8 protein-coding genes are annotated in these 15,683 nt (G+C 65.1%); 7 read left to right on the forward strand and 1 reads right to left on the reverse strand.

What is annotated here, in order from left to right:
- Positions 1–203: 203 nt before the first annotated feature.
- Positions 204–383, reverse strand: coding sequence for a hypothetical protein (locus tag AAW51_RS29805; RefSeq protein ID WP_238947803.1), 180 nt, complete (start codon positions 381–383; stop codon positions 204–206).
- Positions 384–798: 415 nt separating this feature from the next.
- Here AAW51_RS29805 and AAW51_RS09075 point away from each other — a divergent pair, with 415 nt between their 5' ends.
- The 7 genes from AAW51_RS09075 (at position 799) to AAW51_RS09105 (ending at position 15,627) form a co-directional block, all read left to right on the forward strand.
- The gene (locus AAW51_RS09075) at positions 799–3,897 is read left to right on the forward strand and encodes a type VI secretion system Vgr family protein (protein WP_238947804.1); all 3,099 of its coding nucleotides are present in this window, start codon (positions 799–801) and stop codon (positions 3,895–3,897) included.
- Positions 3,898–3,905: 8 nt separating this feature from the next.
- A complete protein-coding gene (locus AAW51_RS09080) occupies positions 3,906–8,792 on the forward strand; it encodes an RHS repeat-associated core domain-containing protein (RefSeq protein WP_047194356.1) in 4,887 nt (1,628 codons plus the stop codon).
- 45 nt (positions 8,793–8,837) lie between these two features.
- Positions 8,838–9,167, forward strand: coding sequence for a hypothetical protein (locus AAW51_RS09085; protein ID WP_047194357.1), 330 nt, complete (start codon positions 8,838–8,840; stop codon positions 9,165–9,167).
- Between the two features lie 221 nt (positions 9,168–9,388).
- Positions 9,389–9,640: a hypothetical protein gene (locus tag AAW51_RS09090; RefSeq protein WP_169788000.1), complete on the forward strand. Its 252-nt coding sequence runs from the start codon at positions 9,389–9,391 to the stop codon at positions 9,638–9,640.
- A 113-nt stretch (positions 9,641–9,753) separates the two neighbouring features.
- Positions 9,754–14,673 (forward strand): RHS repeat-associated core domain-containing protein, encoded by a 4,920-nt coding sequence (locus tag AAW51_RS09095; protein ID WP_047194359.1) that lies wholly within the window; start codon positions 9,754–9,756, stop codon positions 14,671–14,673.
- Positions 14,661–15,188 carry a hypothetical protein gene (locus tag AAW51_RS09100; protein WP_047194360.1) on the forward strand — a complete coding sequence of 176 codons (528 nt, stop codon included), beginning with the start codon at positions 14,661–14,663 and terminating at the stop codon, positions 15,186–15,188. Before AAW51_RS09095 ends, AAW51_RS09100 begins: the two co-directional genes overlap by 13 nt.
- 172 nt (positions 15,189–15,360) lie before the next feature.
- On the forward strand, positions 15,361–15,627 hold the full coding sequence (locus AAW51_RS09105) for a PAAR domain-containing protein (RefSeq protein ID WP_047194361.1): 267 nt from the start codon (positions 15,361–15,363) through the stop codon (positions 15,625–15,627).
- Positions 15,628–15,683 lie beyond the last annotated feature (56 nt).

The following is a 15,683-nucleotide window of genomic DNA, read 5'->3' on the forward strand; positions in this document are numbered from 1 at the left end:
CAAAGATTCCCGTCTCCACAGAAGACGAGGCCGTCGGATGATCGTGGCAGGTGTGCGCGTCGTGAGGCGCAGATCAGAACCATCTCGGGCACACATTCACTGTAGTCGCCGCCCTTCAAAGTGCTCCCCCGATCCGCGGGAGGTGCCCCTGCAATCGAGGGGGGGAGGCACCAACACACCGAACAACGGCCAACTGCCGGTCTTCAGCACCACCATGCCACCGCCTGCAGATCCGCATCCAACGTGTCTTCGAGCAAGCGGCGTTGCTCGGCATTGAAGTGCTCGCGCCCGGCGGCGAACTTCAGCCGCTTGAGCGTCGCGTTCTCGTGCGTAAGCTTGTCGATGGTGGCCTGCTTGTGGCGGACCTCCACCCTACGGCGCAAGTGCTCCCCGGCGTGGCCTCGGCGCGCGAAGGCGCAATGGCCGAGCGGCGTGAATGCCGCGGCAGGGCATGAGGCGGAGCGACCAGCGCTGCGTGCTCGCGCGAACCGCCCGATCCAAGATGATCGGCTGCTATCCCCGATATTTACGAGGGTTTACAACCCGAAGCCCCCCTAAGCGGGGGAAGTCGGCCTTCGAGCCGCCACCTGCTCACTACACTGCCTCCAACACAAATCGGCGCCCGCCTGCACGTTCTTCAGCCTGCACGGCGGCGCGTCCCTCAGGGAGGTTTCCAGTGGACATTGGTCATGTCACTGCCGCGCTGTTGGCCGGCGGTTGGGTGCAGTCATGTCGGTCGCTGCCGCGACGGTTGAGGAATCGCGTGCCAGCATGCTCCCGTGGGCCGAGGACCGCGCTGTGAGCCGATTGCGAGCCCTGATCGAAGGACGCCAGCACGCGCGTCTGCTGCTGCTGAGCTTTCCCAATGGCGACGCGCCGACCGCCGAACTGCTGGTCGAGCGCCTGCACGCAGCCGAGTCGCTTTCGCGCGACTACCGCTACACGGTCGAACTCCTAAGCGATGACGCCAACATCCCGCTCGAAGAACTGCAAGGCAAGCTGTTGTGTGTGTCGCTGGTGCGCGCCGACGGCGGCCTGCGCCACTTCACCGGCCGGGTCCACACCTTCCGCCACGTCAAGACCGACGGCGGCCTCGCCTTCTATGAGGCGGTGCTGGTGCCCTGGCTGTTCTTCCTCACGCTGAGGCAGAACAACCGCTTGTTCCACAACCAGACCCTGCAGCAGCAGGTGCAGACGCTGCTGGCCGACTACGGGCCGCTGCCGGTGTGGGAATGGAAGGTCGCCGGCGAGCAGCCCCAGTTCACGATGTGCACCCAGTGGGACGAGACCGACCACAACTACCTCCACCGCCGCCTCGAAGCCGCCGGGTACGTGACCCGCTATGAGTACAGCGACAAGGGCGAGACCTGGGTCGTGATCGACGACACCCGCACCGCCGACCCGATCGACGGCACGGCGCCCGAGATCCGCTTCCACAGCAACAGCGGCGCCGAGGACGAAGACGCCATTGCGCAATGGAGCCCGCGCCGCCAGTGGGCCTCCGGCCACTCGGCGATCAGCGGCTTCGACTTCAAAGACCCGACCCCGGTGCATGTGGGCCTGCCCACCGTCAACCCGCAAGGCGACATCCCCCAGCTCGAAGTCCACAGCTACGAAGGCCACTACGGCTACAAACACCGGGCCGGCGCCGAGCAGTTGGCGCGGCAGCGCATGGAAGAGATCGAAGCGCGCGGCAAGGTGTACGAAGCCCAGGGCAACTGTGCCCGCGTGATGCCCGGCCGCTGGTTCAAGCTCACCGACCACTTCGGGCACAGCGGCGACGACGCCGAGTTCCTGATCCTCGAAGCCGAGCACGAGGCCCGCAACAACTACCTGCAGGGCGACGACGCCGTCGCCGAGTACAAGAACACCTTCCGCTGCCAGCACAAGGCCGTGCCGTGGCGGCCCGGCCGCGGGTTCAACAGCAAGACCACCTTGCTGACAGTGCCGCAGACGGCCACCGTGGTCGGCCCCGAAGGGGTCGGCAGCCTGCACGTGGACGAATACGGGCGCATCCAGGTGCAGTTCCACTGGGACCGCGACAACAGCGGCAGCTGCTGGGTGCGCGTGGCGACCAACTGGGCCGGCGGCGAGAACGGCCTGATCAGCCACCCCCGCGTCGGCTCAGAGGTGGTGGTGCAATGCCTGGACGGCAACCCCGACCACTTCTTGGTCACCGCCTGTGTGCACAACCAGGCCTATATGCCGCCGTGGAAGCTGCCCGAACAGCGCGCGCTGACGGGCTTCCGCAGCCGCGAGCTGACGCCGGACGGCGGCAACAGCGCCGGCGGGCGCAGCAACCACGTCCTGCTGGACGACACCGAGAGCGGCATCCAGGTCCAAGCCAAGAGCGACCACCAGGCCAGCCAGCTCAGCCTGGGCCACATCACCCGCATCGAAGACAACACGGGGCGTCGAGATGCGCGCGGGCAGGGGTTTGAGCTCAGGACCGACGGCCACGGCGCCGTGCGCGCCAGGCAGGGCCTGCTGCTCACCACCGAGGAGCGCCTGAACGCCCGGGCCCACATCACCGACATGGCCGAGACGGTCGAGCGCCTGACGCAAGGCCAGGACCTGCACCAGAGCCTGTCGGAGGTCGCCAAGGAGGCGCAGGCGCACCAGCCCGGCGACCAGGACGCAGTCGTCAAGGCGCTGCAGGCCCAGACCACCGACATCAAAGGCCAGGGCGGCAACCCAAGCCAGGGCGAGTTCCCCGAGTTCCAGGCGCCGCACCTGACGCTGGCCAGCCCGGCCGGCATCCAGACCACCACCCAGGGCTCGACCCACGTGGTGAGCACCGAGCACAACGCGCTGACCAGTGGCGCACACACCAGCGTCAGTGCCGGCAAGAGCTTGCTGGTGAGCGTCAAGGACGCCGTGCGCCTGTTCGCGCACAAGGCCGGCATGAAGCTGGTGGCGGCCACCTCGAACATCGACATCACGGCCCTCAAGGACAGCATCAACCTGCTGGCCAAGCTCAACATCACGCAGACGGCCAACCGCATCACGATCACGGCCAAGGAAGAGGTCGTGATCAACGGTGGCACCAGCTTCACCAAGTGGAGCGGCTCCGGCATCGTGCATGGCACCTCGGGCCCCTGGCGTGTGCAGGCCACCGGCTTTTCGCACACCGGCCCCGCCAGCATGGGCTCGCCCAGCCTGCCGCAGGCCACCCAGTTGCCCAAGGGGCAGCTGGACCTGTTCCACCGCTACGTGAACGCCACCGGCGTGCAGCGGCAGGGCGTGAGGCAAGGCGAGTACACCGTGATCGACTCGGAAGGCGGCACGCACGCCGGCCAGCTCGACGCCAACGGCCACGCCAGCGTGGCCGGGCTGCCGATGGGCACCGCCCAGATCGTCTATGGCAAAGATCCGCGCGACCCCTGGGACATGGGCAATTACTTCGGCCAGCCGGAGTGGCCGCTCGAGCCGCTGGCGTCGTCCGCGGCTTCGACGTCGACGGCCGCAAGTGGTGGCGGCAGCGCATCCTCGGCGAGTGCTTCTTCTTCTGCCACACGCGCCGGCGGTGCCCTGACCGGGGTTGCGGCAATGGCCGGGGCCCTGAGCCAGGCCGCTCCCGCGGTGCAGGCAGGTCAGCAGGCGGTGGCTTTGGCCAAGGCGGTGCAGGGCGGTGGCGCTCAGGCGCTGCTGGCCCCCATGGCGCAGCTCGGCCTGCAGCAGGCGGCCAGCCGCGTGCCAGGCGCCGCCGCCGTGGCCCAGGCCGTCGGCAGCCTGACGCAGGAGGGCCAGCCCCAGCAGCAAATGCTCGCGGCGCTGATGCGCCCAGCGGGCCTGCCGCAAGCCGACAACTTGCCGGGCGCCTTGCCTCGCCAACCCTTGAGCACCCCTGCCGTCTCACCGGCCCTCGACGACCTCCGCGAGTTCGCTGCGGGATAAGCAAGTCCATGTCAGAACCGAAGCAAACCCCCGCGGCCGAACGCGAGCCGCAAATCGCGGTCGTCCCGCTCAGCGCCATTGCCCAGGAGGACGTCGGCGCAGGCGCCGCCGCCTTCGACAAGTGGCTGCGCAAGATCAGCCACGACTACGTGACCCTGGAGCGGCTCAGCACGGTGGCCGGCGGCCTGCCGGTGATCGGCAACATCATGGCCTTGATCGACGCCGTGATGGACGTCGTGCGGGTGGTGGAGAAGTACGCCAAGAAGGAGGCCGCGCACTTCCTCGATTGGGTCAGTCTGGGCATCAACCTGATCGGCGTGATCCCGGTGCCGCTGGGCATGAGCGCAGCGCGCATGAGCCTGCGGCCGGCGCTGCACCTGGTGCGTCAACAGCTCGCCCGGGGCACGCAAAACTTGGGCGAGGCCCTGGTGGCGGTGTTGGTGACCCACCTCAACGCCCGCATCGCCGGCGAGATCGAGACCTTCGTCGACAAGGCGATGGGCCAGCTCCCCGGCATCTTGGAGAAATGCGCGCAAAAGACCGATGAGATCGCCGACAGCCTGGTCGACGTGCTCAACCGCTGCATCGGCAACAAGCCATTGTTCGATGTCGCGCCACCGGTGACGGCCGAGAGCCAGGTGCACAACCCCAAGGTCGAGAGCACCTGGGGCCGCATGCTCGGCGCGATGGCGCGGACGCAGAAGCGGGCGGCCAACTACGTGGCCCGCAAGGCGACCCACCGCCTGCCCGAGGCCGCCAAGGCCGGGGTGACCGGCGTCATCGCGGCGTTGACCCGCATGAAGGGCGAGTTCCGGGCGACGCTGACGGGCCTGGCCAACGAGAACACCGAACAAGGCATCCAGTGGCTGTTGAAACGCCTGCTGGACGCCGTGCGCCGGCACAAGACACCGCGGGCGGCGATGGTGCCGGCCCACAAGGGCGCTGAGGTCAAGCAGGACAAGCCGGGCTACGCCCTCGAGACCGTGGGCAAGCAGGCCCCAGCGCGCAAGGCGCCGAAGCCGAACCGAGCCTGCCCGGCCGAATCCGCGACCGCCCATTCGATCAGCTTCGCGACCGGCGCCGAGAGCTTCACCCATACCGACTTCGTGCTGCGCGCGCCCCTGCCGATCGAGTGGAGCCGCACCTACCGCAGCGACCTCGGCGCCTACGACCAGGGCAACCTGGGCGCGCGTTGGGTGACGCCCTACAGCACCCGCGTGGACGTGCAGGGCGAGGGCCGCCAGCGTGGCCTCGTCTACCACGGCGTCGACGGCCGCAGCCACCGCTATCCCTGGCTGGAAGTGGGGCACCGCCACCACGACGCGGTCGAAGAGATCACGCTCACCCGGCTGACCGAAGGCCTGCTGGTGCTGGACTTCGGCAAGCCGAAACCCGAGGGCCAGCCGAGCGACTGGCGCGAGAGTTATGAGCTGGTGGACACCTGCGCCGGCAAGGTGAAGACGCACGGCCGCCAGCACTTCCGCTTGGCGGCGCTGCACGGTCGCAACGGTGTCTCGATCGGCCTGCGCTACGACCATCACGTGGCCGGCGAACAGGTGCTCAGCGACATCGTGAGCAAGCAGGGCGAAGACATCCTGGCGCACGTCGGCGTGCAGCCCGATGCCGAGAGCGGGCGTTTCGTCGCGCTGTGGGAGATCAAAGACGGCCAGCTGGTGCGCCAACTCGCGGCCTATGACTACGACGCCGACGGCGACCTGGTGCAAGCGCAGGACGAGAACGCGGCGGCCTGGCGCTACCAGTACCAGGACCACCTGGTCACCCGCTACACCGACCGCACCGGGCGTGGCATGAACCTCGCCTACGACGGCACGGGCCCGCATGCCAAGGCGATCCGCGAGTGGGCCGACGACGGCAGCTTCGACACCCGGCTCGAGTGGGACCCGAACATCCGGCTGACCTATGTCACCGATGCCTTGGGCCACGAGACCTGGCACTACTACGACATCGACGGCTACCCCTACCGTGTTGTCCACCCGGACCACCGCGAGGAGTGGTTCTTCCGCGACGCCGCAAAAAACGTCACCCGCCACATCCATCCCGACGGCAGCACCGACGACTACCGCTACGACACCTTCGGCCACCTGGTGTGCCAGGTGCGGGCCGACGGCAGCGAGATCCACTTCGAATACGACGCCGCCGGCCGTTTGACCGGCATCCGCGATCCCGAAGGCGGCATCTGGAAGCGCGACTACGACCCGAAGGGCCGTTTGACCGAGGAAACCGATCCGCGTGGCCACAAGACCCAATACGCGTACGACGCCGCGGGCCGGCTGGTCAAGGTCACCGACGCCAAGGGCGGCGTCAAGAAGCTCGCCTACACGGCCGACGGGCAGTTGACCCGCTACACCGATTGCTCCAGTCGTTCCACACAATGGGAGTACGACGAGCGCGGACGTGTCCTGAAGAAGACCGATGCGGCCGGCAACGTCACGCAGTACCGCTACACCCCCATCAGCGCCGAGGCGCTGGCCCGAGCGACGGCCGGCGAAGACAACCACCCCGGCCGGCTCGAGGCGATGACCCACGCCGACGGCAGTGCCGAGCAGTTCCAGTTCGATGCCGAGGGTCGGCTGCTGGTCTACCGGGATGCGTTGCAGCGCAGCACCCGATATCGCTACACAGCCGCAGGCCTGGTGGCCGAGCGCATCGACGCGCTGGGGCAGCAGCTCGGCTATCGCTGGGATGCGCGCGGGCGCCTGCTGGAACTGCGCAACGAGAACGACCAAGCCTACCGCTTCCGCTATGACGCGGTGGGCCGTCTGCTGGAAGAAGTGGGCTTCGACGAGCAGCGCACCGAATATCGCTACGACGACGCGACGGGCGTGCTGGCCGAGGTGATCGAGCCCGGCCTGCGCAAGCACCTCGCGTTCGATCGCATGGGACGGCTGGTGCAGCGCAAGGCCACGTTGCAGGGGCAAGACGAACAGGTCGAGACCTTCTCGTACCACCCGAGTGGTCGACTGGCGCAAGCCGAGAACCGGGATGCCAAGCTGCAGTGGTTCTACGACGAAGCCGGCAACCTGGTGCGCGAGCACCACCACTACCAGGGCGAGTTCCACGCTGAAAAACGCACGGCGGTCTGGCGCCACCGTTACGACGAGCTCAACCAGCGCATCGGCACGACGCGGCCCGGGGGGCACACGCTCGAGTGGCTGACCTATGGGGCCGGCCATGTGCACGGGCTGATGCTCGACGGCCAGGACGTCGTGGGTTTTGAGCGTGACGCCTTGCACCGCGAAGTGCACCGGTTGCAGGCCAACGGCCTGGAGCAGCGACAGCGCTTCGACCCAGTCGGCCGGCTACTGGAGCAGCAGGTGGCGCGGCCCCAGCATCTGGGGGGAGCCCAGAACGGCGAGGGGGACTTCACCTACCGCGATGGGGCCGAGATCGGCACGTTGGCGGCGATACGGCGCCGCTACCGCTATAACGAGGCGGGGCAGCTCAGCACCATCACTGACAGCCGTCGTGGCCACATCGACTACCGCTATGACCCGGTGGGTCGGCTGCTGCAAGCGAACAGCGCGCTGGGGGCGGAGACGTTTGCGTTTGACCCCGCCGGGAACATCGCGGTGCCCACAGATGACACGGCCCGTGAGGCCCACGCTTCCGTCTCGAGGGTGTTGGACAACCTGCTGAAAGACTACGCGGGGACCACTTACCGATACGACGAGCGCGGCCACCTGGTCGAGCGTGTGCAGGGCGGCCAGCGCTCGCGGTTCGAGTGGGATGGTTTTGGGCGATTGGTCCGGGCGATCACGCCACGGGGCGTGACGCACTTCTGCTACGACCCCTTGGGGCGGCGGCTGGGCAAGCGGAGTGATGCGGGCGTTGCGAACGACGGTAGTGCGCAAGCACTGGAGACGGCCACGTTGTATGGCTGGGACGGCGACACGCTCGCTTTTGAGACACGCGGCCCCTCTGCAGGAAACCCGGACGGTGTACTCACAGTTCACTACGTCTACGAGCCGGGCCATTTCGCGCCGCTGCTACAGGTGAGGCGAGGTGTCGCGCTGCAGCTGCCGCCGACGACCGACGTGAAGGCCTTGATGGCGCGCAACGGCGGTGCCTATGACGTCGACCTGGACCCGCTATGGAACGGCGAGCTGGACGAGCAGGTGGTGCCGTTTGCCGAGGAAGAGATCGCCTTCTACCAGTGTGATCACCTCGGCACGCCGCAGGAGCTGACGGACCACCAAGGGCAGGTGGCCTGGGCCGCTCAGTACAAGGCCTGGGGTGAGGCGAAGGAGGTGATCAGTGCGGCGGCGCGCAAGGCCGGGATCGCCAATCCGCTGCGGTTCCAGGGGCAGTATTTTGATGAAGAGACCGGGCTGCACTACAACCGGTATCGGTACTACGACCCATCGTCAGGCCGGTTTGTCTCGAAGGATCCGATCAAGCTGCAGGGCGGGGTGAACCTTCACCGGTTTGCGGCCAATCCCGTCCAGTGGATCGATCCGCTTGGACTTGCTCCCGGAAAGGCCATTGTTCGCCAATACCATGGGGACGGGAGAACCGGACATTACACGGTCGAAGTGATCGAACCTTCCACGGCGTCCCGCATGCACACGCACCAGGTGCAACTGAACAAAGCACTGGACACCACGATCGTCGACGAACGTAGGCGCAGAGTGATGGACGAAGACAGTATCGTTCACAGCGCCGAGATCCCGTTGCCAGACGCAGACTCGGCTCACAAGTACCAGCGCTCTCAAATCGGGAAGGACACAGGAACCTACGACGTCCATACCAACAGTTGTCTGACCCACGTCGCCAATGTCCTGCGGGCAGGAGGAGAGCCGGTTCCCGAAGGCGCGGGAGGACAGATGCGGTACATGAGGAAGAAGGGGTTCAAAGTCAAAACATCAGAAGACTGACCGGACAGTATTCACGTCAACGCAGCACGTAATGTGTCTTAAGACATGAGCTACATCATTTGCGAGAAGCACGGCGGCAAGATCGGTGAACAGGTATCCCGTTCTGTCAGGGCCGCGATCATGGGTGGCGAGCCACCTAGAAGAATTATCCCGGTCACATTGCGAATCGACGATCTGGAGATCCCGTCTTACATCGGCGAGTGGGAGGTGGAGCAATTCGAGAAGCTGCTCGAAGCGAAGCTGACCCAGGGTAAATTTTTTGATATCTTGACGGATGAAAAGCTGGACGCTTTCCTCGAAACCACAACTGTGGTGTGTATGGGATGTTTGAAGGACTACCTCGCCAGAGGAAACGAATCCGCAGGGGCGACATGACGCCTTTTCTTGTTTTCCATCTGAACAGACGAGCACGAGCAAGAGTGTTATCCGCCTGACGCGCGTCGTGCAGGCGGAGTAGTTGCCTCTGAAGACCCCAGGAAGCAGGGCGCGTATTTCAAGCAGCAGGGGTTCGAACCAGGTCTTGGGAGACCAAAGCAATGACCATAGTGTGTTGCCGTAAGCACGGATACAAGGGTGGGGCGAAGGTATCGAAGCTGTTGTCCGAGCGGCTGAGCCAGGGCCTCGACTTCACCGAAAACATTCGCGATTTCTCTTTCGTTTGCGATGACTACGAATGTCCCTTCTATGGCCTGAGAGAGGAAATCGATCAGATTCCGGATGACCACAGCGAGGGGGTCTTCGAGGTGCGAAGCGACGAGCGGCTCCACGAGCTGCTGAGCCGTATCACCGTTGTCTGTGTCGCTTGTTTGAAGGACGCCATGAAAGGTCTGCCACTGCCGGAGCGGTAACAGTCAGCGCGGGTGCCTGTTCTGTTTTGAATGGATACATCGGCGGGGCGGATCCGTCGCGCGGCGAAGACTACGTCGACAAGGCCTTTGGTGACTCAGAGAAGGAATAACAAATGAGCGAAGCGATGCCTCAGCCCTCGGGCTCCGGCGCACCTCAAGCGCGCGAGCGGCAAACCGCCATCGCGCCCCTGAACACTCTCGCCCTCGAAGACACCGGCGGTGCCGCGAAGACCTTCGACGCCTGGCTGCGTAAAGTCACCAACCACTACGTGACGTTGGAGCGGCTGCTGACGGTGGCTGGCAGTGTCCCGGTGGTGGGCAACCTGATGGCCGTCGGCGACGCCATCGTCAACGTGGTGGAGATCGTCGGCAAGTACGACCAGAAGCAGCCCGTCGAAGTGCTGGACTGGGCCGGCCTGGGCATCAACCTCGTCGGCGCCGTGCCCGCCCCCGGCACCACCGCCGCGCGCATGAGCCTGCGGCCGGTGTTTCATCTGGTCAAGCAGGAGCTGCGCAAGAAGGCCCTCGTGCAAGGGGTGGCCAACGGCCTCAAGCAGGACATCGGCGCCACGCTGGTCGCCGTGCTGATCGACCACCTGAACGACGAAATCGCGGGCGATTTCGAGACCTTCGTGCAGAAGGCGATGGGGCTGCTGAAGGAGATCCTCGACAAGTGCGCCGCGTTCATCGACGAGCTGTGCAACAACCTCATCGACGTCCTGAGGCGCTGCCGCGACAACCAGCCGCTGGTCGATCTGCGCCCACCGCCCAAGCCGCCCAAGCGCTTGCGCGACCCGAGGACAGACAGCACCTTCGAACGGATGCTCGCGGCGGCCAAGGAAGCGGCTGAGGAATTCGATCGGACCGTGTCCAACACCGCCATCAAAGCGGTCAACACCGGCGCCAGTGCTGCGCTGTACTTCCTGGACGAGGCGGACAAGCAAAGGCTCAACACCGCCATCGCGCAGCTCACCGACCTTAAGCAGGGCTTCCGCAGCGCCACCGCGCGGCTGTGCGACACCGGCGTCGAGATGAGCATGATGTGGATGCTCGTCCGGCTGATGCAGGCGCTGGCGAACCGCAAGAAGCGCGGTGGCAGCGTCTCCTTGAACGCCGAGAAAGGCGCCCAACATCACGCCGACAAGCCCGGCGGCACGGTGGACGGCACCAACAGCCAAGTGCCGCCCCGGCAGGCTCCCAACGACTGCAAGGCCTGCGCATCCAAAAGCAAGACCGGCGGCTCGATCAGCTTCGCCACCGGTGCCGAGAGTTTTACCCACACCGACTTCGTGCTGAACGCGGCGCTGCCGATCGAGTGGAGCCGCACCTACCGCAGCGACCTCGGCGCTTACGACCAGGGCCCCCTCGGCGCCCGCTGGTTGACGCCCTACAGCACCCGCGTCGACGTGCAGGGTGAAGGCCGTCATCGCGGCCTGGTCTACCACGGGGCCGACGGCCGCAGCCACCGCTATCCCTGGCTCGAAGTGGGGCAGAGCCACCGCGACCCAGTGGAAGAGATCACGCTCACGCGGCTGACCGAAGGCCTGCTGGTGCTGGACTTCGGCAAGCCGAAACCCGAGGGGCAGCCGAGCGACTGGCGCGAGAGCTACGAACTGGTCGACACCTGCGCCGCCAAGGTGAAGACACATGGCCGCCAGCACTTCCGCCTGGCGGCGTTGCACGGCACCCATGGCGCGTCCATCGGCCTGCGCTACGACCATCACGTGGCCGGCGAACAAGTGCTCAGCGACATCGTGAGCAAGCAGGGTGAGGCAACCTTGGCGCACGTCGGCGTGCAGCCCGACGCCGAGAGCGGTCGCATCCTCACGCTGTGGGAGATCAAAGACGGCCAGCTGGTGCGCCAGCTCGCCGCCTACGACTATGACCCCCACGGCGACCTCATCCAGGCGCAGGACGAAAACGCCGCCGCGTGGCGCTACGAGTACCAGTACCACCTCGTCACCCGCTACACCGACCGCACCGGCCGCGGCATGAACCTGCGCTACGACGGCACCGGCGTCAACGCCAAGGCGGTACACGAGTGGGCCGACGACCGTAGCTTCGAGACGCGGCTGGAGTGGGACCGGAACATCCGCTTGACCTACGTCACCGACGCACTGGGCCAGGAGACCTGGGTCTACTACGACATCGACGGTTATCCCTACCGCACCATCCACCCGGATCAGCGTGAGGAATGGTTCTTCCGGGACAACGCGAAGAACCTGACGCGCCATGTCCACCCGGACGGCAGTGCGGACCACTACCGCTACGACGAACACGGCAACCTGATCCAGCACGTGCGAGCCGACGGTAGTCGGGTGCATTTCGAGTACGACACTGCCCATCGGCTGACCGGCGTGATGGACCCCGACGGCGGCGTTTGGAGGCGCGACTACGACCCGCAGGGCCGCCTGACCGAAGAGACCGATCCGCGGGGCAACAAGACCCAGTACGCCTACGACAAAGCCGGGCGGCCGACCAAGGTGACCGACGCCAAGGGCGGCACGAAGAAGTTGGCCTACACCGCCAGCGGGCAACTGGCGCGCTACACCGACTGCTCGGGGCGCACGACACAGTGGGAATACGACGCACAAGGGCGGCTCGTGAAGAGCATCGACGCGACCGGCCAAGAAACGAGATACCGCTACACCCCGGTCACGGCTGAAACCCTGCACCGAGCGCAGCAAGCCGAGGACCGCGGCAACCACCCGGGGCAGTTGGAAGCGCTGATCTATGCCGACGACAGCGAAGATCACCTATGTCACGACGCTGAAGGGCGGCTGCTGATCCATACCGATGCGCTGAAGCGCACCACAGCCTACAGTTACACGGCCGCCGGCCTCGTTCGGCAGCGTATTGACGCGCTGGGCCAGCGGCTGGGTTACCGGTGGGACAGGCTGGGCCGGCTCGCCGAACTGCGCAACGAGAACGACCAGCCCTACAGCTTCCGCTACGACCCAGTCGGCCAGTTGCTGGCGGAAACCGGCTTCGACGGCAAGACCACCGAATACCGCTACGACGACGCCACCGGTATCCTGCAAGCCGTGGTCGACGGCAGCGTCACCACCCAGCTTGAGTTCGACCCGATGGGCCGACTGCTCCAGCGCAAAGCCAAAGCCCCCGGCAGAGACGAGCAGGTCGAGAGCTTCACCTACTACCCGGGCGGGCAACTCTGCGAAGCCAAGAACGAGCACGCCAAGCTGCAATGGTTCTACGACCCAGCGGGCAACCTCGTGCGGGAGCACCACCACTACCACGGCGAGCACTTCCCCGAAAAGTGCACCGCGGTGTGGCACCACCGCTATGACGAGATGAACCAGCGGGTGGGGACCACCCGCCCGGACGGCCACAAGCTGGAATGGCTGACCTACGGTTCGGGCCACGTGCACGGGCTGGTGCTGGACGGACAGGACGTCCTGGGCTTCGAACGCGATGCGCTGCACCGCGAGGTGTACCGATCGCAGGGCAACGGGCTCGAGCAGAGCCAGCGTTACGACCCGGTCGGCAGGCTGCTGGAGCAGCAGGTCAAGCCCAGCGGCCATCGCATGCCTGTCGAGATGGACGTGGCGTACAAGAACCTCCACAACGGTACCGGTAGCGGGGCGGCCGCAATCCTGCGGCGCTACCGGTACGACAAGGCGGGCCAGCTCGATCACATCGAGGACAGCCGCCGCGGGCGGCTCGAGTACCGCTACGACCCGGTGGGACGCCTGCTGCAGGCCACGAGCGTGCTGGGCAAGGAGGTCTTCGCCTTCGACCCGGCAGGCAATATTGCGCCGGCCCACGACCCGGACGCCGCACAGCGTCCATCCGGGCCGCGCGCGGTTCCCAAGCTGCTGGACAACCTTCTGAAGGAGTACGCGGGTACGAGTTACCGCTACGACGAGCGCGGCAACCTGGTCGAGCGTGTGCACTTCGGGCAGCGCTCGGGGTTCGCGTGGGATGCGTTCAATCGCATGACCAAGGCCAACACACCCGAGGGCAACACGAGCTTCGCCTACGACCCCCTCGGGCGTCGCATCTTGAAGCGCAGCGAACGGAACAACCCGCACGGCGGTGCGCCGCTGGTCGAGACCACTGTGTTCGGCTGGGACGGGGACACCCTGGCTTTTGAAAGCCGGCAGCCACAGGGCCAGCATTCAGGGCAAACCCAGACGGTGCACTACATACACGAGCCGGGTGGGTTCGTGCCCTTGCTGCAGGCGCGCAGGAGTGGAGCCGTTCAGCTTTGCCCCACCACGGATGTGAAGGCATTGATGACCGCCAACGGGGGTGAGTACCACACTGAACTAGACCCTCTGTGGAACGGCGAGCTTGAGGCCGAGGCGGTGCCGTTCGACAAGGCGGAGATCGTGTTCTACCAGTGCGATCACCTCGGCACGCCGCAAGAGTTGACGGATCACGAGGGAAAGATCGCTTGGGCCGCGCAATACAAGGCTTGGGGGTTGGCGAAGGCCGTCATCGGCGAGGCGGCGAGGAAGGCCGGCCTCAGTAATCCGATTCGGTTCCAAGGGCAATATTTCGACGAAGAGACAGGGCTGCACTACAACAGGTATCGGTACTACGATCCTGTCACCGGAAGATTTGCCAGCAAGGATCCGATTGGATTGATCGGTGGCACTAATCTGCATGAATTCGCGCCGAATACGACCGCATGGACGGATCCTCTTGGGTTGGCAAGAAGCTCCAAGGCTGGCCGATATCACGGCAAGAAGCCGAAGTACACTAACCCCGGGCACCATGATCCTTCATCCGGCGGATTTAGAGGCAGCAGCGGTGGGCGAAAGACGTCCGTGCTCCCATGCCATCACGAAGAATTGGCGAAGCGCTCCATTCCAGACGCCGATGGCCACCACTGGTATGCAGTAGATGAACTAGGTGTCTACCATCGTTTCGGAAACAGTAACGATGGAACCATGCACTGGAACGGCGATTCGACCCAGAATGGGGGTTTCCCCGTTCCACCCGCAGTCAAAAAGAGACTCGATCAGATTCACAAAGACGGGAAGTCGGTAAAGAGATGCAAGAGCTAAGCTACAAGCTGGTCACGAGCCAGTCCGTCGACCGCAGCTACTGTTTTGTAGATGAGCTGGTCCTGTCGGTCTATGCTAATTCTTTCGGAGCGAGCGACGTCACTTCCGAGGCCAAGCTGGTGCTCTCAGAAGCAGATCGTCTACTGAAACGTCTGGATCTTCAGCTTCAGCATCTCCAATTCAGCGAATCCATACTCGGCGGAAAATCAGATGCCGAATTGTTCTCCACGCTTCACCAGGCGTGCTGGGAGACAGGGGAATGGCCCGCGATCTATACGAGGGGCGACGCCCCGGACCCAACGACTTATATTGGGTTGCCGATGGCAACAGAGATATTCGACGGGGAGGAGCTTTACGCTGTGCTGCAGCAACAAGATCTTCGCTTGATTTTCAAAGGAAGATCTGATGCCTCACCCAGAAGCACCGTTGTTGATTACGGTAGCTATTGCGGCACTTGGCGTAAGATCCGTGAAGATCTGGCAGAGAAAATTGCGCAGACAGCGGCTAGGAATTAGGGCCTCTTAAGAAAAATCTGCAAAAGCAATTCATGACGTGGCTGTGCGGCGAGCAAGCGTAGGGGCGGTGGACCGATGCGCAAACCGGCTGGAAATCGGCCGGCGTGGTCCACCAGTTACTCCGCGGTGAGCGCTCCGACGCGGTACCAAATGTCAAGGTGAGAGGAAACACATGTCTAACGTAATTCGCTTAGGCGACCGCACCAGCCACGGCGGCATCGTCGTCGCCGTCGGCGCCACCCATCACACCGTGCAGGGTATCCCCGTCGCTCGCTTGGGCGACAAGTGCATCTGCCCGAAAAAGGGTCACAAGAACTGCACCATCGTCGAAGGTGACCCCGACTTCACAGTCGACGGCGTGCCGGTCGCCTTCGACGGGCACAAGACCAGTTGCGGCGCAACGTTGATCGCTTCCCTCAGCAACTTCAACAAAGGTTGACCAGGAGGGCGCCTGCGGCCTCAGCTCGTTCAGCTGCTCGGTGTGGCAGAGGTGGG

The organism is Caldimonas brevitalea (assembly GCF_001017435.1).
GTDB classification, from domain to species: Bacteria; Pseudomonadota; Gammaproteobacteria; order Burkholderiales; family Burkholderiaceae_C; genus Caldimonas; species Caldimonas brevitalea.

Bases quoted from the DNA above. Each gene is read 5' to 3' on its own strand.
- AAW51_RS09080 (WP_047194356.1), top strand. From the start codon at position 3,906: ATGTCAGAACCGAAGCAAACCCCCGCGGCCGAACGCGAGCCGCAAATC.
- AAW51_RS09085 (WP_047194357.1), top strand. From the start codon at position 8,838: ATGAGCTACATCATTTGCGAGAAGCACGGCGGCAAGATCGGTGAACAG.
- AAW51_RS09095 (WP_047194359.1), top strand. From the start codon at position 9,754: ATGAGCGAAGCGATGCCTCAGCCCTCGGGCTCCGGCGCACCTCAAGCG.
- AAW51_RS09100 (WP_047194360.1), top strand. From the start codon at position 14,661: ATGCAAGAGCTAAGCTACAAGCTGGTCACGAGCCAGTCCGTCGACCGC.
- AAW51_RS09105 (WP_047194361.1), top strand. From the start codon at position 15,361: ATGTCTAACGTAATTCGCTTAGGCGACCGCACCAGCCACGGCGGCATC.